Genomic DNA, 25,903 nt, shown 5'->3' with positions numbered 1-25,903 from the left:
GCGACTCAGTCGTAACTGACCACCACCGTCACGCGCGTGTCCGTATCGGTGCGCTTCGCGTTCAGCGACAGCACGCCGCCCGCGCGATCGACCGCGTAGTGGCCGTCGCGGGCCGTCGCGACGCGCCCGGTGCCATCGACGAACCGCGCCGCCACCAGATCGCGCGACTGCGTGCCGCCGTTCACTTCGAGCGCGACATCGGCCCCGCTGACGACGCCCGGCGGCGCGCTGAACGTCACCGTGCGCGAAAAGCGCTGACCCGCCACGCTCGCGCTACCGACGCCGACGCCAGGGGGCGCCGTATCCACGCTGATCTGCATCGGCGGTGCAACGATCATCCCCACGAACCGGATCACGCCGCCCGTCACCGTCGATGCCGCCGGCGCCGCCAGCGGCGCGGCAAGCAATGCCACCACCGCGACTGTGCGACCGAACGTTCGCCACCGCCTGCTTTCCGCTTTCATGTGCACCTCTTTGTCAATCGGCGCGAGTCGCCTCGCGCCATTCACGCGCCATCCCGCGAATCGCTTCGCCGGAGTGCGGCCTTCGCTGCACTTTGTTTAACGGCAATCCTCTGACTGGCTTGAACGCAATGCGGACCACACCGCTTTCTTCTCGCACCGCACAAAAAACGGTCAATCGACGGGCGCGACGTCGCAAACGGAGCTGCGTGAGACAGCGTGCTAACATCAAACTTTCGTCTCGCTGCTGCCGCGCGGCCTCACGCTTTGTCGCCCGGCACCTCTCGATCGCTCTTCCCCAACACTTGGTCGTTTTGCCCGTGACTTCTCTGCGTCGTCCGACTTTCCGTGCTCTCGCCCGCTTGCGCCCATGCCGCGCAGGCGAGTGCGCGCGCGCGGACGTCGCGTCGCACGGCCCCGGCGAGACGTCCCGAACGGTCCCGCTTCACGCCGCCCGGCGCCCTCGCTGACGCAGCCCGCCAATACCCAGGGCCGCGTCGCCGGGCACCGGGCTCTCCCATTCGTCCACTCATCCGCCGACCACCCCATGGGTCGTTGCACGCGGCCATCCATGACCGCCTTATCCGGAGTCCTGATGATGAAGAAGATCAAAACCTGCTACCTGACCGAACTCGACGTGAGCCGCCTCGAGAAATACGCGGCCACCGACGCCAAGTTGCAGCACATGCTCGACGATGTGCTCGAACGCGCGGTGATCGTCGACTCGCACGACATCCCCGCCGACGTCGTCACGATGAACTCGCAAGCGACGCTGATCGACACGGCGAGCGGCGAACAGATGACGTGGACCGTCGTCTATCCGCCCAACGCCGATTTCGCGCAAGGGCGCCTGAATGTGTTCTCGCCGGCTGGCCTCGCGCTGCTCGGCGCGCGCCGCGGCGAGAGCGTCCGCTTCACGCCACCCAGCGGCGATCAGAAAGTGCTCAAGCTCGACAAAATCCTGTATCAGCCTGAAGCCGCCGACGATTTTTCACTGTAAGGCGGCCGTTCCCTCGCTGTAAGTTGCCCTGTCTGATGCGGTCTCGAATCAAGCATAGGAGATGTCTGGTTTCATCCGGACCAGTTTTTTTGAGTCATTCAGACAGGTTGCCAAACCGCGGGCGGCCGGTGTATCGTGTGCGCTGCTAACGCGGGGGTCCTGCGTAGCGCGGAGCTGGAGGTCCGTGTTGCGTGGGTGAGAAATACCCTTTGAACCTGATCTGGATAATGCCAGCGCAGGGAAGCGTACGGATTTCGCTCCAGCCTCAAGGGCCTCACCTCTCCGCGATTTCCGACTACTTCCATCTCGGTCTCCTGCTTAGCCGCCCCACTTTGTACGGAGACTTACATGAACGCCAATCCGAAGTTTATTTCCGCCGAAGCCCACGTGGACGAGGCCGCCGTCGCGCCGTTGCCGAATTCGCGCAAGGTCTACGCGACCGGCTCGCGCCCGGACATCCGCGTGCCGATGCGCGAAATCTCGCAGGCCGACACGCCCGACAGCTTCGGCGGCGAAAAGAATCCGCCGATCTACGTGTACGACACGTCGGGCCCCTACTCCGACCCGGACGCGGAGATCGACATCCGCGCGGGTCTGCCCGCACTGCGCGAGGCGTGGATCGAGGAGCGCGGCGACACCGAGCCGCTGACCGGTCTGTCGAGCAGCTTCAGCCGCGAGCGCGCCGCCGATCCGGCCACCGCGCAGCTGCGTTTTCCGGGACTGCATCGCACGCCGCGCCGCGCGATCGCCGGCAGGAACGTGACGCAGATGCACTACGCGAAGCAAGGCCTCATCACGCCGGAAATGGAATACATCGCGATTCGCGAAAACCAGCGCCGTGCCGAGTACCTCGAGACCCTGAAGACGAGCGGCCCGAACGGCGCGAAGCTCGCCGCGATGATGGGCCGTCAGCACCCCGGCCAGGCATTCGGCGCGAGCGCGTTCGGTCCGAACGGCCTCACCGAAATCACCGCGGAATTCGTGCGCGAGGAAATCGCGCGCGGCCGGGCGATCATCCCGAACAACATCAATCACCCGGAAAGCGAGCCGATGATCATCGGCCGCAACTTCCTCGTGAAGGTCAATGCGAACATCGGCAACTCGGCGGTGACATCGTCGATCGGCGAGGAAGTCGACAAGATGACGTGGGCGATCCGCTGGGGCGGCGACACGGTGATGGATCTGTCGACCGGCAAGCACATTCATGAAACGCGCGAATGGATCATCCGCAACAGCCCGGTGCCGATCGGCACGGTGCCGATCTATCAGGCGCTCGAAAAGGTCAACGGCAAGGCTGAAGATCTCACCTGGGAAATCTTCCGCGACACGCTGATCGAGCAGGCCGAGCAGGGCGTCGACTACTTCACGATCCACGCGGGCGTGCGTCTGCAATATGTGCCGCTCACGGCGAACCGGATGACCGGCATCGTGTCGCGCGGCGGCTCGATCATGGCGAAGTGGTGTCTCGCGCATCACAAGGAAAGCTTCCTGTACGAGCATTTCGAAGAGATCTGCGAAATCATGAAGGCCTACGACGTGGCCTTCTCGCTCGGCGACGGCCTGCGTCCCGGCTCGATCTACGACGCGAACGACGAAGCGCAACTGGGCGAGCTGAAGACGCTCGGCGAACTCACGCAGATCGCGTGGAAGCACGACGTGCAGGTGATGATCGAAGGTCCGGGCCATGTGCCGATGCAGCTGATCAAGGAAAACATGGACCTGCAGCTCGACTGGTGCGACGAAGCGCCGTTCTACACGCTCGGGCCGCTGACCACCGACATCGCGCCGGGCTACGACCACATCACGTCGGGCATTGGCGCCGCGATGATCGGCTGGTTCGGCACCGCGATGCTGTGCTACGTGACGCCGAAGGAACACCTCGGTCTGCCGAACAAGGACGACGTGAAGACCGGCATCATCACGTACAAGCTCGCCGCGCATGCCGCCGATCTCGCGAAGGGTCATCCGGGTGCGCAGGTGCGCGACAACGCGCTGTCGAAGGCGCGCTTCGAATTCCGCTGGGAAGACCAGTTCAATCTCGGTCTCGACCCGGACAAGGCGCGCGAATTCCACGACGAAACGCTGCCGAAGGATTCGGCCAAGGTCGCGCATTTCTGCTCGATGTGCGGCCCGCACTTCTGCTCGATGAAGATCACCCAGGACGTACGCGAGTTCGCCGCGCAACAAGGCGTCACCGACGACGAAGCGCTGAAGAAAGGCATGGAAGTAAAGTCGATCGAGTTCATGAAGCAAGGCGCGGAGATTTATCAGCGGCAATAAGCGGGTTGCGCGATTCGCGCTAACCAGCACTGCAGTATCGAAGCCCGCCGGCATGGCGGGCTTTTTTATTCCACCGCATCGAGCAGGCACGTTGCGTGCTGAGAGAAGGAAACATCTGTTTCCAACAACGAGCGGAGTCAGCATCATGAAATCGATCCGTCATCTCGGTACTCGTCTTGGTACGGTCGCAGCCGCCCTTTCACTTGTCGCGGGTCTCGCGGCATGCGGCGACATGTCCCCACGCACACGCGATACCGCGATCGGCGCGGGTGTCGGCGGCGCGGCCGGCGCGGCGATCGGCGGCAGCGGCTTGTCGACGTTGGGCGGCGCGGCGGTAGGCGGCGTCATCGGTAACCAGGTCGGCAAGTGAGCGTTGCATCCGATGACGTGTCTAACGATTCATACAGGACAGCAAACGATTTTTTCGGACCACGATCCGGACTGCCAACAGCGGCGGATGCCGTGCGCCCTCGTCCCGACAACGCGCGTGGAAATAGGCTGAAATATGCGGTTGCGGTTTTGCCACAGCGCTGCCGCGGCAAGAGCGTAAGCTCCTCATAACGACGTCGCGCAAGGCGGCATCGGTTCATCGAGGAGCGCGCCATGAAGTCCCGCGTCGTCACCCATCTTTGCGTGGTGCGTCTCTCGACGCCACGCGATTCGTCCAGTTTTTCCGCGAGGTTCACGCGGCCCGCCACCGCGATTTGCGTGCTCGCCTCGAGTCTCTTTTTTGCAGGCTGCTATTACCCCGCCGGCTACTATCCCGCCGGCTATTACCCGTCGTACTATTCGACCGCGCCCGCGACCACAGCCGACCAAACCGCGCCGGCGACCGATCAACAGCAGCCGCCTCAAGCCCAGGCGCAAATGCAGGTCGCACCGCAAGACATGCCGCCCGGTTATGCGGTCCCCGCGCCCGTGTATGCGGCGCCGCCGGTTTATCCCGCCTACTATCCGCCGCCGCCTTATCCCGCTTATTACGGCTACCCCGCCTACTACGGACCGTCGATTGCGATCGGCATTGGCGGTTATTGGGGCGGCCATTGGGGCGGTCATGGGGGCGGCCACTCGCATTGACCTGTCCTCTTTCGTCGCGGAGCGTGCACGCGCCGGCACTTCAACTGCCGGCGCGCGCGCTTCTTCATGAGTCGTTTTTCCGCGCGTATCGCCCTCCACCGCGCATACCCCGCCCGTACTTTCCCGGCTTGACGCGCCGGTAAGGCGCTCTATCCTTGGAAGGTTTCATGCAGCACCCGCTTAAATCGGGCGACGCCGCTTTGTCGAGGCCACTTGCGAGCGTCCGCCGAATCAGAGCGACGCGCCGTCACGCGCAATCCCCCGCGTCGAATTACACAACAACGAAGGAGACGTGATGTTTCATCAACTACTCACTCCGGTTGGCAATTCGCTTTTTCCGTCGTTCATCGTCGCCGCGCTGCCGATCATCGCCGTGCTCGCGCTGCTCGGCTGGGCGCGCAGGCCCGCGTGGCAAGCGTCGCTCGCGGGACTGATCATCGGTTTGATCGTGGCGATTTTCGTCTGGCAGTTTCCGGTCGGGCTCGCGTTCAACTCGGTCGCGGCTGGCGTCGTGTTCGCGATCTGGCCAGTGATGTGGATCGTGTTCACCGCGATCCTGCTGTACAACATCGCGCAGCGCTCGGGACGCTTCGAGGCCTTTCGCCTGTGGATGATCGACAACCTGCCGAACGACCGGCGCATCGTGCTCGTCGTGGTCGGCTTTTCGTTCGGCGCGCTGCTCGAGGGAATTTCGGGTTTCGGCACGCCGGTCGCGATCACGAGCTCGCTGCTGATCATGCTCGGCTTTCCGACGCTCGAAGCGCTGACCTTCACGCTGATCTTCAACACCGCGCCGGTCGCGTTCGGCGCGCTCGGCGTGCCGATCACGGTGCTCGGCGCGGTCACGCATCTGCCGTCCGATGTGCTCGGCAAGATGGTCGGGCGGCAATTGCCTTTCTTCGCGGTCCTGCTGCCCTTCTATGTGATCGCCGTGTACGCGGGCTTTCGCAACATGCTGCGGATCTGGCCGGTGCTGCTGGTCTCGGGCCTGAGCTTCGCGCTGACCCAGTTCGTCGTCTCGAACTTCATCAACTACAGCCTGACCGACGTGCTGTCGTCGCTGGTTTCGCTGATCCTCACCGTTGCGTTCCTGCGCGTCTGGAAACCCGCCGTCGATCCGAAATTCGCGATCAACGTCGATCGCATCAGCGAGGTGCGCGGCAAGATCGGCGGCGTACAGGGCTGGTATCCGTGGATCATCGTGTCGGTCGTCGTGATCATCTGGACGATCGCGAGGATCTTCACGATCGGCGACATCAAGTTGTCGTGGCCCGGTCTCGACAAGGCCGTGTTCATCACGCTCTACAACACGCCGTACGGCGCGGTCTGGGACTTCCAGCCGCTCGCGACCGGTACCGCGATCCTCGTCGCCGCGCTCATCACGGCGTTCGTCGTACGGCTCTCGCCCGCCGAGTTCGGCAAGGCGATCTCCGATACGTGGGTGCAAACGCGCATCGCGATCCTGACCGTGGCAACGATCGTCGGCCTCGCTTACCTGATGAACTACTCGGGACTCACCTACACGCTCGGTCTCGGCGTTGCGTCGGTCGGGCCGCTGTTTCCGCTCGTGTCGGCGTTCCTCGGCTGGGTGGCGGTGTTCCTGTCGGGCAGCGATACGTCGGGCAATGCGCTGTTCGGCAATCTGCAGGTGGTCGCGGCCAAACAGCTCAATCTGAATCCGGTGCTGATGGCGGCGACCAACTCGTCGGGCGGCGTGATGGGCAAGATGATCTCGCCGCAGAACATCGCGACCGGCGTCGCGACCACCGAGTTGAAGGGCAAGGAAGGCGTCGTGTTCGCCAAGACCTTCAAACATTCGATTCTGCTGACGGTGCTGCTTGGTGTGCTCGTCTGGGCGCAGCAGAACGTCCTGCCATGGATGATTCCGCATTGAGGTCGCGCCAGTAACGGCGCAATGCAATTCACATCTTTTCGGACGGCCGCCCGCGCATCGCGGGCGCCGTGTCCGATCCCATCCCCACTCCCGTTCCGCCGATCGCAATTTTTCTCACATATCGGCGAGAATTGCTCGTTTGGCGCGCGCCCTCGCAGCGCTTACCATCGACCTCATCGGACGCGGCGGTCTCCCGGATCTTGCCGTTTCATCCTGTACTGAAACGATTCGCGCGATCGCACTGTTACGATGAGCTGGCGTCCCGACTCAACTGCGCGCGGCGCCATTCCAATGAAAACCAGAAACCTGCTGCAACTGCTGATCCTCGCTGCCCTGTGGGGCGCATCGTTCCTGTTCATCCGCGTCGGCGTGACCGACTTCGGCGTCGCGCCGCTGATGGCGCTGCGCGTCGGCATCGGCGCCCTCTTTCTCGCGATCGTGCTGATCGCGCGACGGCCGCTGCAACAGTCCGCCACCGTGTTGCGCACGCACGCAGTGCCGCTGCTCGTGGTCGGTATCGTCAATTCGGCGGCACCGTTCTGCCTGTTCGCGTATGCCGAGCTGACACTGTCGGCGGGCGTCACGTCGGTGATCAATGCGTGCGCGCCGCTGTGGGGCGCGCTGGTCGGCTTCCTGTGGCTGCGCGACCGGCTCAGCGCACTGCGCACGCTCGGTCTCGTGGTCGGCTTTCTCGGCGTGCTGATGCTCGTGTGGGATCAGATCGCGGCGCCGGCCGGCTCGGCCGCCTCGCCGCTGAGCGTCGCGCTCGCGGCCGGCGCCGCGCTCGGCGCCACGCTGCTCTACGGCATCGCCGCCAACTACACGAAGCGTCACCTGACTGGCGTCGACGCGCTGACCGTCGCGACCGGCACGATGATCGGCGCGACGATCGTGCTGCTGCCGCTCGCGGTCATCTACTGGCCCGCCGCGCCGATCTCGCTGCGCGCATGGGGCGCGGTGATCGCGCTCGGCGTCGCCTGTACCGGCATCGCGTACATGCTTTTCTTCCATCTGATCGCGGTCGCCGGGCCGACGCGCGCGATCACCGTGACCTTCGTGATTCCGATCTTCGGCATTCTGTGGGGCGCGTTGTTTCTCGGCGAGACGGTGTCGCCCGGCATGCTCGAAGGGTGCGCGGTGATTCTGGTCGGCACCGCGTTGGCGACCGGCGTAGTCAAGCGCTTGCCGTGGATGGGGACGCGGCGCGCGGATACCTGAGCGCACGGAGTCAATCGGCAACCGCGCCGGGTCGCGGCTTGCCGATCCGGTCACGTTAGATTGGCTCACGCGCGCGCCCTTCGCGCGTCAAATGCATAGTCAAAAAAAACCGCCCGGATTTCTCCGGGCGGTTTCGTCGAACCGGCGGCGTCGGCCGCGAGGCTCCCGTATCAGTGCAGCTGGTCGGCCATCAGGCTCATGATCTGCTTGGCCTGCGAGCTTTCGTCGAGTTGCCCCTTGTCGTCGACCACGGCCACGCGGGTCTGGTTCGGCGTCACGGCGCGCACGTTCACGCGATACTGCTTGGCGACCTTCTCCTTCTTGCCGTGGAAGACCTGGCTCCAGAAGCCCTGCTCGGCCGACGACATATCCTTCGGATCGACGTAGCGCACGAAATAGAGGCCGCGGCTCATGTCGCGATCGTCGACCGTGAAATTGCTGCGATCGAGTGCGAGGCCCACGCGCAGCCACGCGCGGTCATACGGCTCGGCGAGCGTGAGTTCGGTCGATGAGAGCTGCGCCGACGTGTTGTTGGCCGAATCCGCGTCCGGCATAGGCGGTTGCGCCGCGAGCGCGACGTTCTGCGCGACAACGGCGGCCGTCGCCGACTTCGCACCCGCCGTCGCCGCGTTCGGCGCGATCTGCGTGCCCGCGGGCGACAGCTCGGCGTTCTGCGTGCCACCCGCGTTGCCACCCGAATCGGCCCGCGCCAGCGAGACCATCAGGCGCTTCAGGTATTCCTGCTCGAGCGCCGGGTCGTTCGGCTTGGGTTGCCACTGGGTCGACTCGTTGTTCGTACCGGTGATCGCCTCACGCATGCCTTTCTGGCTGACGAACACGTAGGTGCCGCCGTTCGGCGCCGCTTCGAGACGCGTGCGGAACTTGTTGCGCTCCGAACTCACGTAGCTGTTGCCCATCGCCTTCGACAGCGTGTTGCGGATAAAGCCGTCGTTGATCTGCGCGTGGGTTTCGTTCCAGTCGGTTTCCATCACGCCCTTGTCGCGCTGGTCGACGACGAGCAGGAAGCCCTGCTCCTGCCAGAAGCGGCGGATTTGCGGCCAGGCCTGATCGGGCGTTTTATTGTCGATCACGAGCCAGCTCTCGGTGCCGTCGCGCTGGATGTGGATGCCCTGGACGGGCGGCACGACCGCGACCGCGTCGCCGGCCGGCGCCTGTGCCTGCACCTGTTTCAGCGTGGACAGCGAGGTTTCGCCGCCCTGCGGCGGCAGCGAACGCTGATCGGCCGTCTCGTCGATCATGTTCGGCGGTACGGCAAGCGATACCTGCTTCGAACGGGAGTCGCTCCTATAGTCGATTTTGGTCGGCGACGAGGTGCCGCAGCCGGCGACCAGCCCGCCTGCCATGAGCATTACTGCAAACCGCTTGGTGAGACGAAAATCAGTCATGTTCGGGGAATCCTTCCGCTACGCCACGGCAAGTTTCCGTGGATCAACCCAACATTTTACCGGTCCCGGCGAGGCCTGTGCAAAAACTGGGGTTTGCCCGCGAATCGCCGCATGCCACGGCTACGAAGCGACCACGGGAAAAAAGTCCGCGCCCATCATGCTATTTGCCTTCTTATGAGGTAAATTTAACACTAAATAACACTTTCGAGTTGACCTTGGGAGTATTCCCAAGTCTTTGCCGGAGGCCCGCCGAATAAGGGCTTCCGGTCTGCATGCGGCTTGTTTTTAAACATGGCGCGCGGTCCTGTCCGCCGCGATGTGCAAAGACCAGAAAAAAACCAGCGCTAGATTAATCGAGTTATCTCAATAAAAAATCCGGCGCCAAACGAGGAAGGCCTCATGTCCCAGTCCTGTCTCAATCCATCCGCGATCGCCTCGGCGATCGCCATCGTCGCGTGCTGCGCGAGCTTCGGCGCGCATGCCGAATTGGGCGGCACGATGCCGAGCCAGGCGGTGTCGGGCGCGAGCGCGCCGCGCACGCTGCTCAATGGCGCACTGCGCGAGCGCACGTGGACCGACGCTGGCAATACGACCATCAACGAATACGCGACCAGCACCGGCCTGATCGTCGCCTACGCGTGGCAAGGCCCGACGATGCCGGATCTGCACGCGCTACTCGGCAAATACGGCGACTCGTACAAGACAGGCGCCGCGGCGGCGGCCGGCAGCGGCAATCTGCATTCGTCGCGGGTCACGCGCGCCGACGTGATCGTCGAGTCCGGCGGACCGATGCGCGGCTACGTCGGCCGCGCGTGGCTGCCGGCGGCTTTGCCCGCCGGCGTCACCTCCGACGACATCCAGTAACGCGTGCGCCCCGCACGCGTCGCTCGCGCCCCCTTCACGCCTAAGTTCCACCCGACGGATCGCCACGCCATGAAATCCGCCTTGCGTTTCCATGCCCTGCTTCTGATCGTCTGCGCGGCCCTCGTCGGCTGCGGCGGCGGAGGCGGCAGTTCCTCGTCCAGCTCGTCCGGCTCGGGCTCGACGCCGTCCGCGACCGCGCCGACCTCGTCGACCAGTTCCACGAGCGCGTCGAACACGACGCAGAGCGCGAACGTGCCGCAATCGACCACGCCCAACGTGCAGCTGGTCACGGTCGGCGTATCGCCCGGCAGTACGCGCAACATGCTGACGACGAGCGTCACCGTCTGCCAGGCCGGCACCAGCAACTGCGCGACAATCGACGACATCCAGGTCGACACCGGCTCGAACGGCCTGCGCATCCTCGCATCGGCGCTACCGACAACCCTGTCGCTGCCGACCATCGCCGCGGGCGGCGGCGTGAGCGCCGAATGCGCGGTGTTCGGCAGCGGCTATGCGTGGGGCTCGATCCGCAACGCGGACGTACGCATGGCTGGCCAACAGGCGTCATCGATTCCGATCCAGGTAATCGCCGACAGTGCGCTGCCCGCCGCACCCACCGACTGCGCGAACTCCGGCGCGTCGCTGCTGACGGTGTCGAGCCTGCACTCGAACGGGATCCTCGGCGTGGGCCTGTTCCCGGTCGACTGCGGCAACGGCTGCTCGAACTCCGCACTGCCGCGCTGGTACTACAGCTGCACGACGAGCGGCTGCACAGCAACCGCGCAGCCGCTCGCACAGCAGGTGACCAACCCGGTCAGCAGCTTCCCGCTCGACAACAACGGCGTCGTGATCGACCTGCCGGCCGTCGCCGATGCGGGCGCGGCCAGCGTGTCGGGCTCGTTGATCTTCGGCATCGGCACCCAGTCGAACAACACGCTGACGAGCCCGAACGTCCTGAAGGCGAACGCCGCGACCGGCTACGTGACGACGAACTCGGGCGGTCAGACCTATGCGGTGAGCTATCTCGACAGCGGCTCGAACGGCCTGTTCTTCCACTCGACGCAGTTCCCGTTGTGCGGCTTCTGGTACTGCCCGACTTCGACGCAGTCGGCGAGCGCGTCGATCACCGGCATCGATGGCGTGTCGAGCACGGTGTCATTCGACATAGCCAATTCGAGCACGCTGTTCTCGTCGTCGAACAACGCATTCGACAATCTCGCCGGCAATTCGAGTCAGGGCTTCGGCTGGGGCTTGCCGTTCTTTTACGGCAAACGCATTTACACGGCGATTGCGGCGCGCAATACGTCGGCCGGCCAGGGGCCGTATTACGCGTTCTGAGGTTGGTTGGGTTGGATGCGCAGCGATGGCGCGAGACGCGGGCGGGAACTCAGCCCGCCGCGCTGGCGGGTTGCGCGGCCGGCGCGGCCGGCGCGGCCGGCGCGGCCAGCTTTGCCGGCGCGAGCCAGCGGAATACGTCCAGCTCTTCGCCGTGGAACGTGCACTCGGCGGCGGCCGGCGTGCTGACCCTCTTCGGCTCGGCCTGCTTCGCGGCCACGTTGACGTCCGTCGCCGCTTGCGATACCGATGCCGCGAGCGGCGCGGAGACCGCCACCTCGGACGCGCTTACCCGATGCTCGATCGTCCCCTCCACCACGACGCGCGAGCCGCGAATCGCGGCCCCGCGATGCGTGACCCGCAGCGTATCCGACGACATCCCCGACGGCGCCTCGGCCAGCTTGCTGCGCATCAATTGTTCGCATGCGCCCGAGTTGCGGGTACCGATCGTGCAGGCCGCCAGCAGCGCCACGGCGCTCGCGACACAGGCGATAGAGAGAAGGCGAATCTTCATCGATGTTCCGTTGTTCCAAGCCTCGGTCATTGTAGCTTACGACCCCGTCGCCGGGCTTCGCGGCCGCCTGCCGCTTGACCTTGACCCAGCGCATCGGCATTGTGTTGACCGGTCGCGCCCTCGATGGCGCAGCCGGCAGCCCGGTTGCCCACATTGCGCGGCGAATTCAAAACGACTCTACCCCCGGTAACGATCTCGGCTTCTTCATGCTCAGCCTCGTCCTGCTCGCGATCGTCGCCTACGCCGCGACCAATATCGACAACCTGTTCGTGCTGCTCGGCTTTCTGACCGAAACGGGCGTGGAGCGGCGCCGCGTGGTCGCGGGACAGTGCGCGGGCTCTTTGATCCTCGTCGCCGCGGCGCTCGTGCTCGCGTCCTTGCTCACGCGCCTGCCGGCCGGTTATGTGGGCCTGCTCGGCTTGCTGCCGATCGTCGTGGGCCTGCACAAGGCCTGGCAGCGCTTCGGTCCCGGCCACGCGCGGCGCAACGCCAGCGAAGATAGCGAGGACAGCCGCGCAAGCGCTCCGCCATCCGTTCGCGGCTCATCGAGCTGGACCGTCGCGAGCGTCGCCATCGCCAACGGCTCGGACAACCTCGCCGTCTACGTGCCGCTGTACGCGAGTCGTACGCCCGCCGAGAACGCGCTGGTTTCGCTCGTGTTCGTCGTGATGATCGGGCTCTGGTGCGCGGGCGCGGCATGGCTGGTCGACCACCCGTTGCTCGGTGCGCCGATCCGACGATACGGCTCGGCGCTGCTGCCGCTGATCCTCCTCACGATAGGCGTATCGGTGATGGTGAACAGCGATACGTTGCGACTTTGGTCCGGCGCGTGATCAACGCGGGGCGTCGACGAAGACTGCGCGGCACGCAACGGCTTCAGCTTGCCGCCTTCGGCGTCGTAGTCTTCGTCTGCCGATCCTGCTTCGCCAGTCTCAATTCGCCGGCTGGGGCGGTTGCACGTAGGTACGCACGCCCGCCAGCGGCGCGCCATAGCCGCCCGCGCTCGCGTTGTTCGGCAAGCCGTTGACCAGTTGCGCACGCGGATCGGTCGGATTCAGATTCAGCTCGCCCGCCTGCTGGTTGCCATGCGTCGGATACTCGCTGCCGCGCGCCGCCTGCGGCATCAGACCTGTACTGTTCTGCGGCGCGTTCATGTCGTTCTGCGCGCTGAGCCCCTGCGCGCCGGCCTGCCCGACGAACCCACATGCCAACGCCGCGCACGCGCAGATCCTCGCGAGGCCGGATATCTTCGCTACCCTTTCCATGTTCACCTCCTGCTCTGTGAATCGACGACGCCTCGTGAGCTCACCCCTGAATCGAGTGCCGCGCGAGCGCCCCACGGCACCTTCCATGCGAGCGGCCGCTCGCCCCCTTCTGCAGCCGAGCAGGCCGCGGCCCACTCCACCTCGGCCCTTGACGCTTTCTCAATAATATGTTCCCATTGCGCACTATGTACCGCGCCCAGACCACCCTATCGCTACTACTAGCCCGCTCTACCGGGCTAGGTCTGCTGCTGCGCGCGTCCGCTTCTCTCTGATACACCGAAGCATCGCTTGAATCCCCAGTAACTGACCCAGCCCCGGTTTCCGACCGGCGGCCCAGTATCGCGTTTTCGTCGTCCGGTCGACACCCGTTCCACGGTCTCTCCCCCGGATGATGAAAATGTTGAAAAACCCTTCTACCAAGTACCGTTCGTTCAAGCCGATCAATTTGACGGATCGCCAGTGGCCGTCGCGCACCATCACGCGCGCGCCGATCTGGATGAGCACCGATCTGCGCGACGGCAACCAGGCGCTGTTCGAGCCGATGAACGCCGAGCGCAAGATGCGCATGTTCAAGACGCTGGTGCAGATCGGCTTCAAGGAAATCGAAGTCGCGTTTCCGTCGGCGTCGCAGACCGATTTCAACTTCGTGCGCGAGCTGATCGAGGGCGGCCATATTCCCGACGACGTGACGATCGAAGTGCTCACGCAGGCGCGCGACGATCTGATCGAGCGTACTTTCGAATCGTTGCGCGGCGCCCCGCGCGCGATCGTCCATCTGTACAACGCGACCGCGCCGGAATTCCGCAAGATCGTGTTCGGCCTCGAAAAGAGCGGCGTGATCGAACTCGCGCAGAAGGCCGCGCGCACGATGAAACGCCTCGCCGACGCGCAACCGGACGCGCACTTCACGCTGCAATACAGCCCGGAAGTGTTCAGCGGCACCGAACTCGAATTCGCGAAGGAAGTCTGCGACGCGGTGTTCGACATCTGGCAACCGACGCCCGAACACAAGGCGATCGTCAATCTGCCGGCCACCGTCGAAATGGCCACGCCGAACGTCTACGCCGACCAGATCGAATGGATGCACCGCAATCTCGCGCGTCGCGGCTCGCTGATCGTCTCCGTCCACCCGCATAACGACCGCGGCACGGCCGTCGCGGCCGCGGAGCTCGCGGTGATGGCGGGCGCGGATCGCGTCGAAGGTTGTCTGTTCGGCAACGGCGAGCGCACCGGCAACGTCGACCTCGTCACGCTCGCGTTGAACCTGTACACGCAGGGCGTCGACCCCGAGCTCGATTTCTCGAACATCAACGAAGTCGCGCGCACGGCCGAGGAATGCACGCAGTTGCCGGTGCATCCGCGTCATCCGTATGTCGGCGATCTCGTCTTCACCGCGTTCTCGGGCTCGCACCAGGACGCGATCAAGAAGGGCTTCGCCGCGCAGAAGCCGGACGCGATCTGGGAAGTGCCGTACATGCCGATCGATCCGAGCGACCTCGGCCGAGCCTACGACTCCGTGATTCGCGTGAACAGCCAGTCGGGCAAGGGCGGTATCGCGTACCTGCTCGAGCAGAGCTACGGCGTCGTGTTGCCGCGCCGTCTGCAGGTCGATTTCAGCTCGGCCGTGCAGCGTTTCACGGACCAGAGCGGCCAGGAAGTCACGCCCGCGCAGATCTGGGAACTGTTCCAGCAGGAATACGTGCGCACGGCCGAGCCGGTCCGCTATATCAGCCACAGCCTGTCCGAGCATGACGGCCGCGAGCACATCAAGCTCAACGTCGAAATCAACGGCACGCCGCGCGTGCTGGGCGGCGCCGGCAACGGCCCGCTCGACGCGCTGATGCACGCCTTCGACGTGCCCGTGCGCATCCAGCACTACGAGGAACGCGCGCTCACGCAGGGCGCCGATGCGCGCGCGATCGCGATCGCCGAAATGGCCGGCACCGATGTGGCCGGTAGCGCGTTCGGCGTCGGTGTCGATGCGAACCTGATCACCGCGTCGATCCGCGCGGTGATCAGCGGCGTGAACCGCGCGTATGCACGCGTGAACACGGATGCCCAGGAGCGCTTCTTCGACGCCGCGCTGAGCGACGCGACGGTGTGAGGCCAGCGTCTGCCGCGTTGAACGTGCGGCACGCCGCATGTTCGACGGGCTGACGACAACGAAGAAGGGGCGTTTCGACGCCCCTTCTTTTTTAATGTGGATTTATCCGCGTCAACGTTTCGGCCGACGGTCAATGAAACACGTCCCGGCCGAAGTACTTCAGCGAAATCCGCTGATACGTACCGTCTTTTCTCATGCCGGCGAGCGCGTCGTCGATCGCCAGGCGCAGCTTCGGATTGCCCTTGCGGATCAGTACGGCCGACTTGTCGCTGCTATCGGGCGACGTATCGACCGCGACGACCTTGATCCTCGCCTCGGGCTCGCGCTTCCTGTAGTCGAGAAACGACAATGAATCGTTGACGGTCGCGTCGACGCGGCCCGCGACGAGCAGCTCGATCGATTCGTCGAAGCCCTGCGCCGGAATCACCTGCGCGCCGTGCGCGGCCGCGATCCTGCCGACGTTGCTGGTCAGCGTATTGGCCGATTTGCGGCCCTTCAGGTCGTCGAAAGATTTGATCGTCGTGTTCTCCGATGCGACGATCAGCACCGCGTGCGACGTGATGTACGGGTCCGAGTAATCGTATTTGAGCTTGCGCTCGTCGGTGATCGCGACCTCGTTGATCACCGCGTCGTAGCGATCGACGTCGAGACCGGCGACCAGTCCTTCCCATTTGCCTTCGATGAATTGCGGCTTGACGCCGAGACGCTGCGCGATCGCGCTCCCAAGCTCGACGTCGAAGCCGGTCAGCTTGCCCGCGTCGTCGTGGTAGGTGAACGGGGCGTACGTACCTTCGGTGCCGATCCGGAACACGCCCGATGCCTTGATCCGCGCGAGATCGTCGGCACTAGCCGGATGCGCGAGTGCTGCCTGCAACAGCGCAATCATCGCAAGTGAACGAATCGGCTTCATCGGACGGCTCCGTCTGAGTGCCTGCGCGGGTGGCGGACTGCCGCGTTTGGCGGGGAGTGCCGGCGTGCGGCCGGCTGTGTGGGCCGACTGTAGCAAACCGTCCGCGATTTTCAAAGCGCTTCGCGCGCGGTGCGTCGATCCGCGCAGGTCAGCCGCTGCGCTCTTCCGTCGAGCATATGGCGCAGGCAAACAGGCCCCGCAAGCGCTCATGCTTTCACGAGCCTTTGCGGAGCCTTTTCGCGCAGCTTTCGGTGTGGGTCGGCGTGTCGGCGCGCCGCTCAGTACGTCTCCAGATGCAGCCGCCCTTCCCGCTTCAGCTTCGCCCACAACGCTTCCCAATCGAGCCGATGCTGCTCGCCGATATCCTTGAGCGCCTGCAGCACACCGTCCTCCATGCCCTTGAGGCCGCACACGTAGATATAGGTGTTGTCGTCCTTCAGCAGGTTCGCGACGTCGGCCGAACGTTCGCGCATTGCGTCCTGCACGTAGCGCTTCGCCTGTCCCGGGGTGCGCGAGAACGCGAGCGTGGTGTCGATGAAATCCTTCGGCAGATTCGTCAGCGGTCCAAAGTACGGCAGCTCCTCCTTGGTACGCGCGCCGAAGAACAGCATCAGCTTGCCGGTCGCGCCTTTGAGCCGCTTGCGGCGGCGATACTCGGTCATCGCGCGCATCGGCGCGGAACCGGTGCCCGTGCAGATCATCAGCAGATGCGAGTTCGGATGATTCGGCATCAGGAAGGTGCTGCCGAACGGACCGATCACGTTGACCACGTCGCCCTTCTTCAGATCGCACAGATAGTTCGAGCACACGCCGTCGATCGCGTCGCCGTGCTGCTGCGACACCCGCTTCACCGTCAGCGACACGTTGTTATAGCCGGGCCGCTCGCCATCGCGCGGACTCGCGATCGAGTACTGGCGCGCGTGATGCACGCGGCCGTCGGCAGCAGCTCCCGGCGGCAAAATGCCGATCGACTGGCCTTCGAGCACCGGAAACGGCATCGAGCCGAAATCGAGCACGATGTGATGGATGTCGCTCGACGTCGCGCTGTCGGTGAGCCGGTAGTTGCCGACCACCGTCGCGGTGGTCGGCGTCTTATGCGTGTAGAGATTCACGTACGGCTTCGCGGCCGACCACGGCGGCACGAGCGCGCCGCGCACGGTATCCACTTCGATGCCGTCTGCTTCGGCGGCGCTGTCGCCCGCGGTGGACGCGGCCACCGGTTCTTCAGCCGGCACCGCCATCGTGTTCTGCTCCGGCAACACGTCCCACGTAAACTGCTCGTCGATCGAATACGCGTCGACCTTCAGCACGGTGCGCCAGTTGTCGATCGCGCCGGTCGGGCACGGCGGCACGCAGGCCATGCAGCCGTTGCAGACGTCGGCCTTCACGACGTAGTTGTTGTCGTCGTGCGTGATCGCATCGACCGGACAGGTCTCTTCGCAGGTATTGCAGCGAATGCAGATCTCCGGATCGATCAGATGCTGCCGCAGAACTTCGACCGATACTGGCCCGTTCATGGCTTCCTCGCCTGCTTCAATTGAAGCGCACGTATTCGAAATCGACCGGCTGACGGTTCACGCCCATCGCGGGCGGCGCGATCCAGTTCGCGAACTTGCCCGGCTCGGCGACGCGGCCCATCAGCGAAGCGACGAACGCGCGGTCTGCCGGCGTGGCGAGCCAGTTCGCTTCGTTGGCGGCCCATTCGGCTTCGCTGAGCACGCGGCCCTCCGGCGACACCCGCGTGCCCGCGAACGTGCCGATCTGCCGGTTGAACGCCTTGTGCGGCACCGTCATGCGAAAGTCGATGCCGGCCTTCTCGAGCACCTTGTTCCAGCGCCCAACGCCCGCAACCGAGTCCTTGATGTAATCGTCGCGCAGCACTTCGTTCATCGCGTTGAGCATCGGCACTTCGCGCTCGACGAGCTTGCCGTCCTGCACGTCGAGCAGCTTGTAAGCAAGCTCGTTCAGGCGATGATCGTCGTCGCGCTTGCCTTCCTCGTAGCGGCCCTTCAGACCCGAGCTATAGAACGTCGCCGCGTTCGACGAATGATCGGCGCCGAACAGGTCGATCGTGACCGAGTAATGGAAGTTCAGATAGCGCTGGATGGTCGGCAGATCGATCACGCCGGCCGCGCGGATCTTCGCGACGTCGCCGGTGCCGAGTTCGTTCATCACCTGAGCGGTGCGCTGGATCACGCGCGACACGCCCGATTCGCCGACGAACATGTGATGCGCTTCCTCGGTTAGCATGAACTTCGTCGTGCGCGCGAGCGGATCGAAGCCCGACTCCGCGAGCGCCGACAACTGGAACTTGCCGTCGCGGTCGGTGAAGTAGGTGAACATGTAGAACGCGAGCCAGTCCGGCGTTTTCTCGTTGAACGCGCCGAGAATGCGCGGGTTGTCCTCGTCGCCGGAGCGACGGCCGAGCAAGGCTTCGGCTTCCTCACGACCGTCGCGGCCGAAGTAGCGATGCAGCAGATACACCATCGCCCACAGATGGCGGCCTTCCTCGACGTTGACCTGGAACAGGTTGCGCAGATCGTACAGCGACGGCGCGGTCAAACCGAGGTGACGCTGCTGCTCGACCGAGGCCGGTTCCGTATCGCCCTGCGTGACGATGATGCGGCGCAGGTTCGCGCGATGCTCGCCGGGCACGTCCTGCCACGCGGCTTCGCCCTTGTGCTCGCCGAAGTGGATCTTGCGATCCTGCTCGCCCGGCGTGAGGAAAATGCCCCAGCGGTACTCGGGCATCTTCACGTAGTCGAAGTGCGCCCAGCCGCCCGCATCGACGCTGACCGCGGTGCGCAGATACACGTCGTAACCGTGCGAGCCTTCCGGGCCCATGTCGCCCCACCATGACAGGAAGTTCGGCTGCCATTGTTCGAGCGCGCGCTGCAGCGCGCGGTCGTCGGCGAGGTTGACGTTGTTCGGAATCTTTTCGCTGTAGTTGATCGAGGACATGGTCGGTTCCCTGGGTCAATTCCCTGTTCGGAAGCTGCAGTGGCGAGAGGCGCGTATCGGCAGGCGGCGTCGTTTAGTCGGAGTGAGCGCGGCGCATCTCACACGCGCGACACATCGAATTGCGCCTTGCTGCCCTTGCCGTACACCTTGAGCGCACCCTTCTCGCCCACTGCGTTCGGCCGGTTGAAGATCCAGTTCTGCCAGGCGGTGAGACGGCCTAAAATGCGCGTCTCCATCGTCTCCGGCCCATTGAAGCGCAGATTCGCTTCGAGGCCGGTCAAGGCATCGGGCGACATCGCCGCGCGTTCTTCGAGCGCGATGCGGATTTCGTCGGCCCAATCGATATCGTCAGGCGACGCGGTGACGAGACCGAGGCGCTCCGCGTCGAGCGCCTTGACCGGCTGGCCGATCAGCGCGCGCGCCGCGTCGAGCGGCTCGGCTTCCTCGTAGAAGCGCCGCGCGAGCCGCGACTGATGCGTCACCATCGGATACAGGCCGAAGTTGACTTCCGACAGCGTGATCGCCGGCTCCTCGTCCTCGTTGTCGGGCAGCGCGGCCATGTAGGTGCGATCGGCGGCGAACGCGAGTTCCGCGAACGTGCCGGCGAAGCATGAACCCGGCTCGATCAGCGTGAAGATGGAGCGCGACGACACGTCGAGGCGCGCGAGCGTGCGGCGCAGCATGCCGATCGTTTCGCGCACGAACCAGTGATCCCGGTGCTGCAGCAGCGCCGCATCGACCGCGAGCAGGTGGCGCGCGTCGCCTTCGGTCTTGAACACCCAGGTGCCGATGTCGAGCGCGTTGGTGCGCATCGAGAGGATCGCATCGTCGAGTTCGCGGGCGAATTGCAGCGGCCACCAGTTGGCGCCGGCCGCGGCGATCGCGGCGAGGTCGGTCGGTTGCTCGGTCTGTGGCGCGCGGGCGGTGAAGGTCGCCATACGTTTCGCGCGGTCGATCGTGACGTCGACCGTCTGATAGCTGAGGCCAGCTTCGCGATCCGTGCGTTCGATGCGCGTGAGCGCGACGCCCGGCGCTCCGGCCGGACGATCGCTGTGCGCGCCAAGTTCGAGCGCGCGCGCCTGAATGGCCTGCCCGAACTGGTTCGGCTTCACGACTTCGTCGACGAGACGCCAGGCCTTCGCGCGTTCGCCGCGCACGCCCTCGACCACCGTGCAGAAGATATCCGCGCGATCGTGGCGCACCTTGCGCTTGTCGGTCACGCGCGTGAGTCCGCCGGTGCCGGGCAGCACGCCGAGCAGCGGCACTTCCGGCAGCGACACCGAAGAGGAACGATCGTCGATCAAATAGATTTCATCGCAGGCGAGCGCGAGTTCATAACCGCCGCCCGCGCATGCGCCGTTCACCGCGGCGAGAAACTTCAGCCCCGAATGGCGCGACGAATCTTCGAGCCCGTTGCGCGTTTCGTTCGTGAATTTGCAGAAGTTGACCTTCCACGCGTGCGATGACAGCCCCAGCATGAAGATATTCGCGCCCGAGCAGAACACCCGGTCCTTCAGGCTCGTCACCACCACCGTGCGGACTTCCGGATGCTCGAAGCGAATGCGCTGAATCGCGTCGTGCAGCTCGATGTCGACGCCGAGATCATACGAATTGAGCTTCAGCTTGTAGCCGTCGCGAATGCCGCCGTCCTCGGCGATGTCGATGCCGAGCGTCGCGACCGGACCGTTGAAGCTGAGCTTCCAATGCTTGTACTGCGACGGCTCGGTGCGATAGTCGACCGGCGCGGCCTGAGCAACGGCGGTGGGTGCTGTGGACATGGGGCGTCTCCTGACTGGACGATGCAATCTGTTTTTTGAACAATAGTGCATCGTCATACCAGCGTAAAGCACTTTAGTGCATTTTTACGGGGAAACCCTGGCGCCCGCGATCGGTCAGTTCACGCGCGCCTCGTCGGGGGCTTCCGCCGCGAGCCGCGCGGCGAGACGGTCGCGCAACTGCAGGTACACATCGGCGAGCGTCTTTTCGCTGGTGTCGAACGACATGTCCGCGCGTCCGTACAGCTCGGCGCGCCCGGCGAGGATGCGCTTCAGGTCGTCCATCGCCTCGCGGTTGCCGGACATCGGCCGCAGATCGCCTTGCGCGACGACGCGGCGCATATGTTCCTCGGGCGTCGCCTGCAACCACACGGTGAAGCAGTGCGACAGCAGCACGTTGAACGTCCCCGATTCAGACACGAGCCCGCCCGGCGACGCGATCACCGCGTGCGGATGCTCGTGGATCACCGCCTCGAGCGCGCGTTGCTCGTAGCGTCGATACGCGCTCGCGCCGTACAGCGAATGAATCTCCGACGGCGGACAGCCCGCGAGCTGTTCGATCACGCGCGTGAGCTCGATGAACGGCACCTTGCGCTCCTGCGCGAGCATGCGCCCGAGCGTCGACTTACCCGCGCCGCGCAGGCCGATCAGCGCGATGCGGTCCTTGCGGTGCGGGTCGCGCGGCGCCTGCGCGAACATCTCGGCGAGCGCGATGCGCGCGCGCTGCAGTGCCGCCTGGTCGCGCCCCTGCAGCAGCTCGCGGATCAGCAGCCATTCGGCGGACGCGGTGGTTTCGTCGCCGATCACCTCGGCGAGCGGGCAGTTCAGCGTGGCCGCGAGCTGCCGCAGCACCAGCACCGACGCATTGCCGACGCCCGATTCGAGGTTCGCCAGATGCCGCTCCGACAAACCGGTTTCGGCCGCCAGCGTCTTGCGCGTCATGCCGCGGCGCGCGCGCAGCAAACGCACACGCTCGCCCATCGCGGTCAGGAACGGATCGCGTTCTTCGCGCTCGCCGCCACGTTCGGCCGTGCGTTCACCCGCGCGCTCGGTGCGTTCGGCGCGGGCCGCGTCGTCGTCGGTTTCGTCCAACGGTGCGGGAGGGTACTTTTGATTCATGTTTTGCGACCTCGTGACTACGATACATGTACTATAGTGCTTGACAAGCACCAGGTGAACGGTTTAATTTTCGCCAAAAGCTGATCCAATCACAAACACAGTCGCGCGCCGCCTTGGCATTCCGGCCGCGTCACGGAGACGGCGCCGCAATACGCATGCACCCAAGTTCCGGCGGCCGGCGATCCGGCGGCCGGCGACCCGGCGGCCGGCCTGCGTGAGCGCGCTTCTGGAGGCTCGCATGTCCCCACAGGAATTCCAGCGCCTGATCGCAGGCGTCACTGGGCAACTCGCCGGGCAGCCGCTCGACGCCGCGCTCGCGGACTGGCTGAACGACACCTGGCCCGCCGACAGCCCCACCTTTCACGAACTCGCGAACGCATGCCGCAGCGGCGCCGCCGAAGGCTGGCTGTGCAACCGCGAGGCCGGCGGCATCCGCTACGGCCGCATCTTCAAGGCGCTGCCCGACACGCACGGCTTTTCCGTCGACGTCGTCGATATGCAGGACATTGCCGGTCCGCACCACGTCCATCCGCACGGCGAGATCGATCTGATCATGCCCCTCACCGACGGCGCGACGTTCGACGGCCATCCGGCCGGCTGGTGCGTGTACGGCCCCGGCTCGGCGCATCGTCCGAGCGTCGCGAACGGCCGGGCGCTGGTGCTGTATCTGCTGCCGCAAGGGGCGATCGAATTCACGCGCGCGTGAGCCGCGAGCAGATCACGATCACACAAGAGCCGGACCGTGTCCACGGATGGAGGAGACATATGGAAGCCCTGCTGGAAACGAGCGCACGCGAGCCGGTTGCGCCGCCGCCCCCGCTGTTCAACTTCGCGAGGCATCTGTTCCAGTTGAACGAAGCGCGCGCGAGCAAAGTCGCCTATATCGACGACTACGGCGCGATGACCTACGGCGAACTCGAACAGCGCGCGCGGCGCTGCGCCAGCGCACTGCGTGCGCTCGGCGTGCATCCCGAGGAACGCGTGCTGCTCGTGATGCTCGACACCGTATCGCTGCCGGTCGCATTTCTCGGGGCGCTTTACGCCGGCATCGTGCCGGTCGTCGCGAACACCTTGCTGAGCGCCGCCGACTATACGCACATGCTGACGCACAGCCACGCGCGAGCGGTGATCGTATCGGAACCGTTGCTACCTAACGTGACGGAGGCGCTGAGCAGCATCGACGACGACGGCTGCCAACCGATCGTCTCGCAGCCTCACGCCTGCACCGAAGCGCCGCTCGCGGCGCCCCGCTTCGAAACGCTGGTCGACACCGCGCTACCCGCCGGCAAAGGCTGTGCAAGCAACGCGGACGACATCGCGTTCTGGCTCTATTCGTCGGGCTCGACCGGCAAGCCGAAAGGCACCGTCCATACGCACGCGAATCTGTACTGGACCGCCGAGCTGTATGCGAAGCCGGTGCTCGGCATCGTCGAGAGCGACGTGGTGTTTTCGGCGGCGAAACTGTTCTTTGCATATGGGCTCGGCAACGCGCTGACGTTTCCGCTGTCGGTCGGCGCGACCGCGATCCTGATGGCCGAGCGCCCGACCGCCGAGGCGATTTTCGCGCGCCTCGTCCGGCATCGCCCGACCGTGTTCTACGGCGTGCCGACCTTGTACGCGAACATGCTGGTGTCGCCCAACCTGCCCGCGCGCGCCGACGTCGCGATCCGCGTGTGCGCGTCGGCCGGCGAGGCGTTGCCACGCGACGTCGGCGAACGCTTCACCGCGCACTTCGGCGCCGAGATTCTCGATGGCATCGGCTCGACGGAAATGCTGCACATCTTCCTGTCGAATCGCGCGGGCGAAGTCGAATACGGCACGACCGGGCGCCCCGTGCCGGGCTACGAAGTCGAGTTGCGCGACGAAGCCGGGCGGCCGGTGCCCGATGGCGAAGTCGGCGATCTGTTCATCAAGGGGCCGAGCGCGGCGCTGATGTACTGGAGCAATCGCGAGAAAACGCGCGCGACGTTTCTCGGCGAATGGATCAGAAGCGGCGACAAATATCGGCGTCTCGCGAACGGCTGCTATGTCTACGCGGGCCGCAGCGACGACATGCTGAAAGTGAGCGGCCAATATGTGTCGCCGGTCGAGGTCGAGATGGTGCTCGTCGCGCATCCGGCGGTGCTCGAAGCGGCGGTGGTCGGCGTCGATCATGGCGGGCTCGTGAAGACGCGCGCGTTCGTCGTGCTCAAGCGCGACTTCATGCCGTCCGACCTGCTCGCTGAGGAACTGAAGACCTTCGTCAAGGAACGGCTCGCGCCGCACAAGTACCCGCGCGATATCGTGTTCACCGACGATCTGCCGAAGACCGCCACCGGCAAGATTCAACGCTTCAAGCTACGCGAACAGTCATAGGTGATTCATTGATGCAGAACCGAGGTACCGCCCCTGCCACTTCCTCCACGAGTGCCGCCAGCCGCTTTGCCGAACTGCCGCCGAGCGCGTCGCATGGACCGCTGCGCATCGAGTACCGCTGGGTCAACGAGCAGGCGAATGCTCAGCAGGACGATTCTCCGATGGCGGTATTCCTGCACGAAGGTCTCGGCTCGATCGCAATGTGGCGCGACTGGCCGCAGACGTTGTGCGCGCGACTCGGCATGCGCGGGCTCGTCTATTCGCGGCCAGGCTACGGACTCTCGACAGCGCGTGCGCCTGACGACAAATGGCCGGTCGATTTCATGACCGCACAGGCGCGCGACATCCTCCCCACCCTGCTCGACGCGCTCGATATCGACCTGCGCCGACGCCAACGCATGTGGGTGATCGGCCATAGCGACGGCGGCTCGATCGCGCTGCTGTATGCGGCGCTATACCCCGATGCGCTCGCGGGCGCGGTCGTGATCGCGCCGCACGTATTCGTCGAAGACATCTCGGTGCAAAGCATCGCCCAAACGAAGCAGCTGTACGAAACCACCGATCTTCGCGCGAAGCTCGCCCGCTATCACGCGGACGTCAATTCCGCGTTCTACGGCTGGAACGATATCTGGCTAGACCCTGCGTTCAGGCGGTGGTCGATCGTCGAGGCGCTCGCGCCGATCCGTCGACCACTACTCGCGATCCAGGGCCACGACGACAACTACGGCACGATGGCGCAGATCGACACGATCGCCGCGCGCGTGCCGCACGCCCAACTCGTGAAGCTCGACGCATGCGGACACTCGCCGCATCGCGACGCGCCCGCCGCACTCAACGACGCCATCGCGGCGTTCGTGCGCGCACAACGATAAGCGGCGCCCGTCTGTTACCGATACTTCATAAAAATTACACGGATCGGCGATTATGCTGCTGCATCGCTGACCTCGGCACATCGATTGCGAGGCATCCCTTCCCCGCCCGGAGACAGTGCCATGCCCTTCGTGTCGAAGCCGATTCGTGCGCCGCGTCGCAAACGTTTGACGGGCGCCATCGCGGTGATCGCGCTGTGCGCGCTAGCGGGAGCGTGCAGCGACGACGCCCCGCCCGCCGGCACGAATACGATCAGTTCAACCGACCATTCCGCCGCTAACCCCGGCGACCCATCGATCGCCCCGCCGCCGGCCGACTCCGCGCCGCCGACGCTGACGATCCAGACACCGGCGGCACCCGCATCCGAAGCCGGCACGGCGCTGTCCGCCACCTCGCCGCCGCTGGCCAGCCCCGTCATCCATACCGTCGATTGAGAATCGCGCCGCGCGCGGCGGCTAGCCCGCCTTCGCGCGTCCGACGCAGCATCGCCGTTTC

23 protein-coding genes and 1 riboswitch are annotated in these 25,903 nt (G+C 65.1%); of the genes, 14 read left to right on the top strand and 9 right to left on the bottom strand.

The features are described from left to right. Positions 1 to 5 precede the first annotated feature (5 nt). On the bottom strand, positions 6 to 464 hold the full coding sequence (locus F6X37_RS08115; protein ID WP_187610926.1) for a hypothetical protein: 459 nt from the start codon (positions 462 to 464) through the stop codon (positions 6 to 8). Between the two features lie 592 nt (positions 465 to 1,056). Between F6X37_RS08115 and F6X37_RS08110 the strand changes: the two genes are divergently transcribed. The 6 genes from F6X37_RS08110 (at position 1,057) to F6X37_RS08085 (ending at position 7,930) form a co-directional block, all read left to right on the top strand. Continuing rightward, complete coding sequence (locus tag F6X37_RS08110; RefSeq protein ID WP_187610925.1) at positions 1,057 to 1,461, top strand: GreA/GreB family elongation factor; 405 nt, start codon at positions 1,057 to 1,059, stop codon at positions 1,459 to 1,461. 142 nt (positions 1,462 to 1,603) lie between these two features. Next, positions 1,604 to 1,721: riboswitch (TPP riboswitch) on the top strand. Between the two features lie 88 nt (positions 1,722 to 1,809). Continuing rightward, positions 1,810 to 3,741, top strand: a complete 1,932-nt coding sequence (gene thiC / locus F6X37_RS08105) for a phosphomethylpyrimidine synthase ThiC (RefSeq protein WP_187610924.1) — start codon at positions 1,810 to 1,812, stop codon at positions 3,739 to 3,741. A gap of 145 nt (positions 3,742 to 3,886) precedes the next feature. After that, positions 3,887 to 4,111, top strand: a complete 225-nt coding sequence (locus F6X37_RS08100; protein ID WP_184047976.1) for a glycine zipper 2TM domain-containing protein — start codon at positions 3,887 to 3,889, stop codon at positions 4,109 to 4,111. A 233-nt stretch (positions 4,112 to 4,344) separates the two neighbouring features. Continuing rightward, positions 4,345 to 4,818 (top strand): hypothetical protein, encoded by a 474-nt coding sequence (locus F6X37_RS08095; protein WP_187610923.1) that lies wholly within the window; start codon positions 4,345 to 4,347, stop codon positions 4,816 to 4,818. Positions 4,819 to 5,113: 295 nt separating this feature from the next. Further along, a complete protein-coding gene (locus F6X37_RS08090; protein ID WP_187610922.1) occupies positions 5,114 to 6,712 on the top strand; it encodes an L-lactate permease in 1,599 nt (532 codons plus the stop codon). A 291-nt stretch (positions 6,713 to 7,003) separates the two neighbouring features. Then, entirely contained in the window at positions 7,004 to 7,930 is a 927-nt protein-coding gene (locus tag F6X37_RS08085) for a DMT family transporter (RefSeq protein ID WP_260321352.1), read from the top strand. Between the two features lie 170 nt (positions 7,931 to 8,100). On the opposite strand, the gene bamC is transcribed toward F6X37_RS08085, so the two are convergent. Next, positions 8,101 to 9,336, bottom strand: a complete 1,236-nt coding sequence (gene bamC, locus F6X37_RS08080; RefSeq protein ID WP_187610921.1) for an outer membrane protein assembly factor BamC — start codon at positions 9,334 to 9,336, stop codon at positions 8,101 to 8,103. A 399-nt stretch (positions 9,337 to 9,735) separates the two neighbouring features. Here bamC and F6X37_RS08075 point away from each other — a divergent pair, with 399 nt between their 5' ends. Both F6X37_RS08075 and F6X37_RS08070 read left to right on the top strand, forming a co-directional pair. After that, positions 9,736 to 10,200 (top strand): DUF2844 domain-containing protein, encoded by a 465-nt coding sequence (locus F6X37_RS08075; protein WP_187610920.1) that lies wholly within the window; start codon positions 9,736 to 9,738, stop codon positions 10,198 to 10,200. A 69-nt stretch (positions 10,201 to 10,269) separates the two neighbouring features. Then, positions 10,270 to 11,538, top strand: a complete 1,269-nt coding sequence (locus tag F6X37_RS08070) for a DUF3443 domain-containing protein (protein WP_187610919.1) — start codon at positions 10,270 to 10,272, stop codon at positions 11,536 to 11,538. Between the two features lie 49 nt (positions 11,539 to 11,587). Here F6X37_RS08070 and F6X37_RS08065 read toward each other — a convergent pair whose 3' ends face one another. Next, positions 11,588 to 12,049 carry a hypothetical protein gene (locus tag F6X37_RS08065; protein ID WP_187610918.1) on the bottom strand — a complete coding sequence of 154 codons (462 nt, stop codon included), beginning with the start codon at positions 12,047 to 12,049 and terminating at the stop codon, positions 11,588 to 11,590. Between the two features lie 206 nt (positions 12,050 to 12,255). Between F6X37_RS08065 and F6X37_RS08060 the strand changes: the two genes are divergently transcribed. After that, positions 12,256 to 12,882 carry a cadmium resistance transporter gene (locus F6X37_RS08060; protein WP_187610917.1) on the top strand — a complete coding sequence of 209 codons (627 nt, stop codon included), beginning with the start codon at positions 12,256 to 12,258 and terminating at the stop codon, positions 12,880 to 12,882. 99 nt (positions 12,883 to 12,981) lie between these two features. Here F6X37_RS08060 and F6X37_RS08055 read toward each other — a convergent pair whose 3' ends face one another. Continuing rightward, complete coding sequence (locus F6X37_RS08055; protein WP_187610916.1) at positions 12,982 to 13,314, bottom strand: hypothetical protein; 333 nt, start codon at positions 13,312 to 13,314, stop codon at positions 12,982 to 12,984. Between the two features lie 397 nt (positions 13,315 to 13,711). Here F6X37_RS08055 and leuA point away from each other — a divergent pair, with 397 nt between their 5' ends. Continuing rightward, positions 13,712 to 15,418: a 2-isopropylmalate synthase gene (leuA, locus tag F6X37_RS08050; RefSeq protein WP_187610915.1), complete on the top strand. Its 1,707-nt coding sequence runs from the start codon at positions 13,712 to 13,714 to the stop codon at positions 15,416 to 15,418. Positions 15,419 to 15,548: 130 nt separating this feature from the next. On the opposite strand, the gene F6X37_RS08045 is transcribed toward leuA, so the two are convergent. The 5 genes from F6X37_RS08045 to F6X37_RS08025 all read right to left on the bottom strand — a co-directional run bounded on the left by F6X37_RS08045 (position 15,549) and on the right by F6X37_RS08025 (position 22,183). Then, entirely contained in the window at positions 15,549 to 16,328 is a 780-nt protein-coding gene (locus tag F6X37_RS08045; protein ID WP_187610914.1) for an amino acid ABC transporter substrate-binding protein, read from the bottom strand. 278 nt (positions 16,329 to 16,606) lie between these two features. Next, positions 16,607 to 17,845, bottom strand: a complete 1,239-nt coding sequence (gene boxA, locus F6X37_RS08040; RefSeq protein WP_187610913.1) for a benzoyl-CoA 2,3-epoxidase subunit BoxA — start codon at positions 17,843 to 17,845, stop codon at positions 16,607 to 16,609. Between the two features lie 16 nt (positions 17,846 to 17,861). Then, a complete protein-coding gene (gene boxB, locus F6X37_RS08035; RefSeq protein WP_187610912.1) occupies positions 17,862 to 19,289 on the bottom strand; it encodes a benzoyl-CoA 2,3-epoxidase subunit BoxB in 1,428 nt (475 codons plus the stop codon). A gap of 98 nt (positions 19,290 to 19,387) precedes the next feature. Further along, entirely contained in the window at positions 19,388 to 21,067 is a 1,680-nt protein-coding gene (gene boxC, locus F6X37_RS08030; protein WP_187610911.1) for a 2,3-epoxybenzoyl-CoA dihydrolase, read from the bottom strand. 114 nt (positions 21,068 to 21,181) lie between these two features. Next, the gene (locus F6X37_RS08025; protein ID WP_187610910.1) at positions 21,182 to 22,183 is read right to left on the bottom strand and encodes a helix-turn-helix transcriptional regulator; all 1,002 of its coding nucleotides are present in this window, start codon (positions 22,181 to 22,183) and stop codon (positions 21,182 to 21,184) included. A gap of 238 nt (positions 22,184 to 22,421) precedes the next feature. Here F6X37_RS08025 and F6X37_RS08020 point away from each other — a divergent pair, with 238 nt between their 5' ends. From F6X37_RS08020 to F6X37_RS08005, 4 genes are all read left to right on the top strand, one after another. Beyond that, positions 22,422 to 22,889, top strand: coding sequence for a DUF4863 family protein (locus tag F6X37_RS08020; RefSeq protein ID WP_187610909.1), 468 nt, complete (start codon positions 22,422 to 22,424; stop codon positions 22,887 to 22,889). Positions 22,890 to 22,948: 59 nt separating this feature from the next. Next, entirely contained in the window at positions 22,949 to 24,538 is a 1,590-nt protein-coding gene (locus F6X37_RS08015) for a benzoate-CoA ligase family protein (protein WP_187610908.1), read from the top strand. Positions 24,539 to 24,549: 11 nt separating this feature from the next. Continuing rightward, on the top strand, positions 24,550 to 25,410 hold the full coding sequence (locus F6X37_RS08010; RefSeq protein WP_187610907.1) for an alpha/beta fold hydrolase: 861 nt from the start codon (positions 24,550 to 24,552) through the stop codon (positions 25,408 to 25,410). A gap of 120 nt (positions 25,411 to 25,530) precedes the next feature. Beyond that, positions 25,531 to 25,842, top strand: a complete 312-nt coding sequence (locus F6X37_RS08005) for a hypothetical protein (RefSeq protein WP_187610906.1) — start codon at positions 25,531 to 25,533, stop codon at positions 25,840 to 25,842. Positions 25,843 to 25,903 lie beyond the last annotated feature (61 nt).

Origin of the sequence: Paraburkholderia sp. 31.1 (assembly GCF_014397645.1) — a bacterium.
Lineage (GTDB): Bacteria > Pseudomonadota > Gammaproteobacteria > Burkholderiales > Burkholderiaceae > Paraburkholderia > Paraburkholderia tuberum.
The sequence above is the reverse complement of the archived record's forward strand: the minus strand, read 5'-3'. Positions and strand labels throughout refer to the sequence as shown.

Coding starts and splice junctions, on each gene's coding strand:
- F6X37_RS08115 (WP_187610926.1), bottom strand. CDS start 464: ATGAAAGCGGAAAGCAGGCGGTGGCGAACGTTCGGTCGCACAGTCGCG.
- F6X37_RS08110 (WP_187610925.1), top strand. CDS start 1,057: ATGATGAAGAAGATCAAAACCTGCTACCTGACCGAACTCGACGTGAGC.
- thiC (WP_187610924.1), top strand. CDS start 1,810: ATGAACGCCAATCCGAAGTTTATTTCCGCCGAAGCCCACGTGGACGAG.
- F6X37_RS08100 (WP_184047976.1), top strand. CDS start 3,887: ATGAAATCGATCCGTCATCTCGGTACTCGTCTTGGTACGGTCGCAGCC.
- F6X37_RS08095 (WP_187610923.1), top strand. CDS start 4,345: ATGAAGTCCCGCGTCGTCACCCATCTTTGCGTGGTGCGTCTCTCGACG.
- F6X37_RS08090 (WP_187610922.1), top strand. CDS start 5,114: ATGTTTCATCAACTACTCACTCCGGTTGGCAATTCGCTTTTTCCGTCG.
- F6X37_RS08085 (WP_260321352.1), top strand. CDS start 7,004: ATGAAAACCAGAAACCTGCTGCAACTGCTGATCCTCGCTGCCCTGTGG.
- bamC (WP_187610921.1), bottom strand. CDS start 9,336: ATGACTGATTTTCGTCTCACCAAGCGGTTTGCAGTAATGCTCATGGCA.
- F6X37_RS08075 (WP_187610920.1), top strand. CDS start 9,736: ATGTCCCAGTCCTGTCTCAATCCATCCGCGATCGCCTCGGCGATCGCC.
- F6X37_RS08070 (WP_187610919.1), top strand. CDS start 10,270: ATGAAATCCGCCTTGCGTTTCCATGCCCTGCTTCTGATCGTCTGCGCG.
- F6X37_RS08065 (WP_187610918.1), bottom strand. CDS start 12,049: ATGAAGATTCGCCTTCTCTCTATCGCCTGTGTCGCGAGCGCCGTGGCG.
- F6X37_RS08060 (WP_187610917.1), top strand. CDS start 12,256: ATGCTCAGCCTCGTCCTGCTCGCGATCGTCGCCTACGCCGCGACCAAT.
- F6X37_RS08055 (WP_187610916.1), bottom strand. CDS start 13,314: ATGGAAAGGGTAGCGAAGATATCCGGCCTCGCGAGGATCTGCGCGTGC.
- leuA (WP_187610915.1), top strand. CDS start 13,712: ATGTTGAAAAACCCTTCTACCAAGTACCGTTCGTTCAAGCCGATCAAT.
- F6X37_RS08045 (WP_187610914.1), bottom strand. CDS start 16,328: ATGAAGCCGATTCGTTCACTTGCGATGATTGCGCTGTTGCAGGCAGCA.
- boxA (WP_187610913.1), bottom strand. CDS start 17,845: ATGAACGGGCCAGTATCGGTCGAAGTTCTGCGGCAGCATCTGATCGAT.
- boxB (WP_187610912.1), bottom strand. CDS start 19,289: ATGTCCTCGATCAACTACAGCGAAAAGATTCCGAACAACGTCAACCTC.
- boxC (WP_187610911.1), bottom strand. CDS start 21,067: ATGTCCACAGCACCCACCGCCGTTGCTCAGGCCGCGCCGGTCGACTAT.
- F6X37_RS08025 (WP_187610910.1), bottom strand. CDS start 22,183: ATGAATCAAAAGTACCCTCCCGCACCGTTGGACGAAACCGACGACGAC.
- F6X37_RS08020 (WP_187610909.1), top strand. CDS start 22,422: ATGTCCCCACAGGAATTCCAGCGCCTGATCGCAGGCGTCACTGGGCAA.
- F6X37_RS08015 (WP_187610908.1), top strand. CDS start 22,949: ATGGAAGCCCTGCTGGAAACGAGCGCACGCGAGCCGGTTGCGCCGCCG.
- F6X37_RS08010 (WP_187610907.1), top strand. CDS start 24,550: ATGCAGAACCGAGGTACCGCCCCTGCCACTTCCTCCACGAGTGCCGCC.
- F6X37_RS08005 (WP_187610906.1), top strand. CDS start 25,531: ATGCCCTTCGTGTCGAAGCCGATTCGTGCGCCGCGTCGCAAACGTTTG.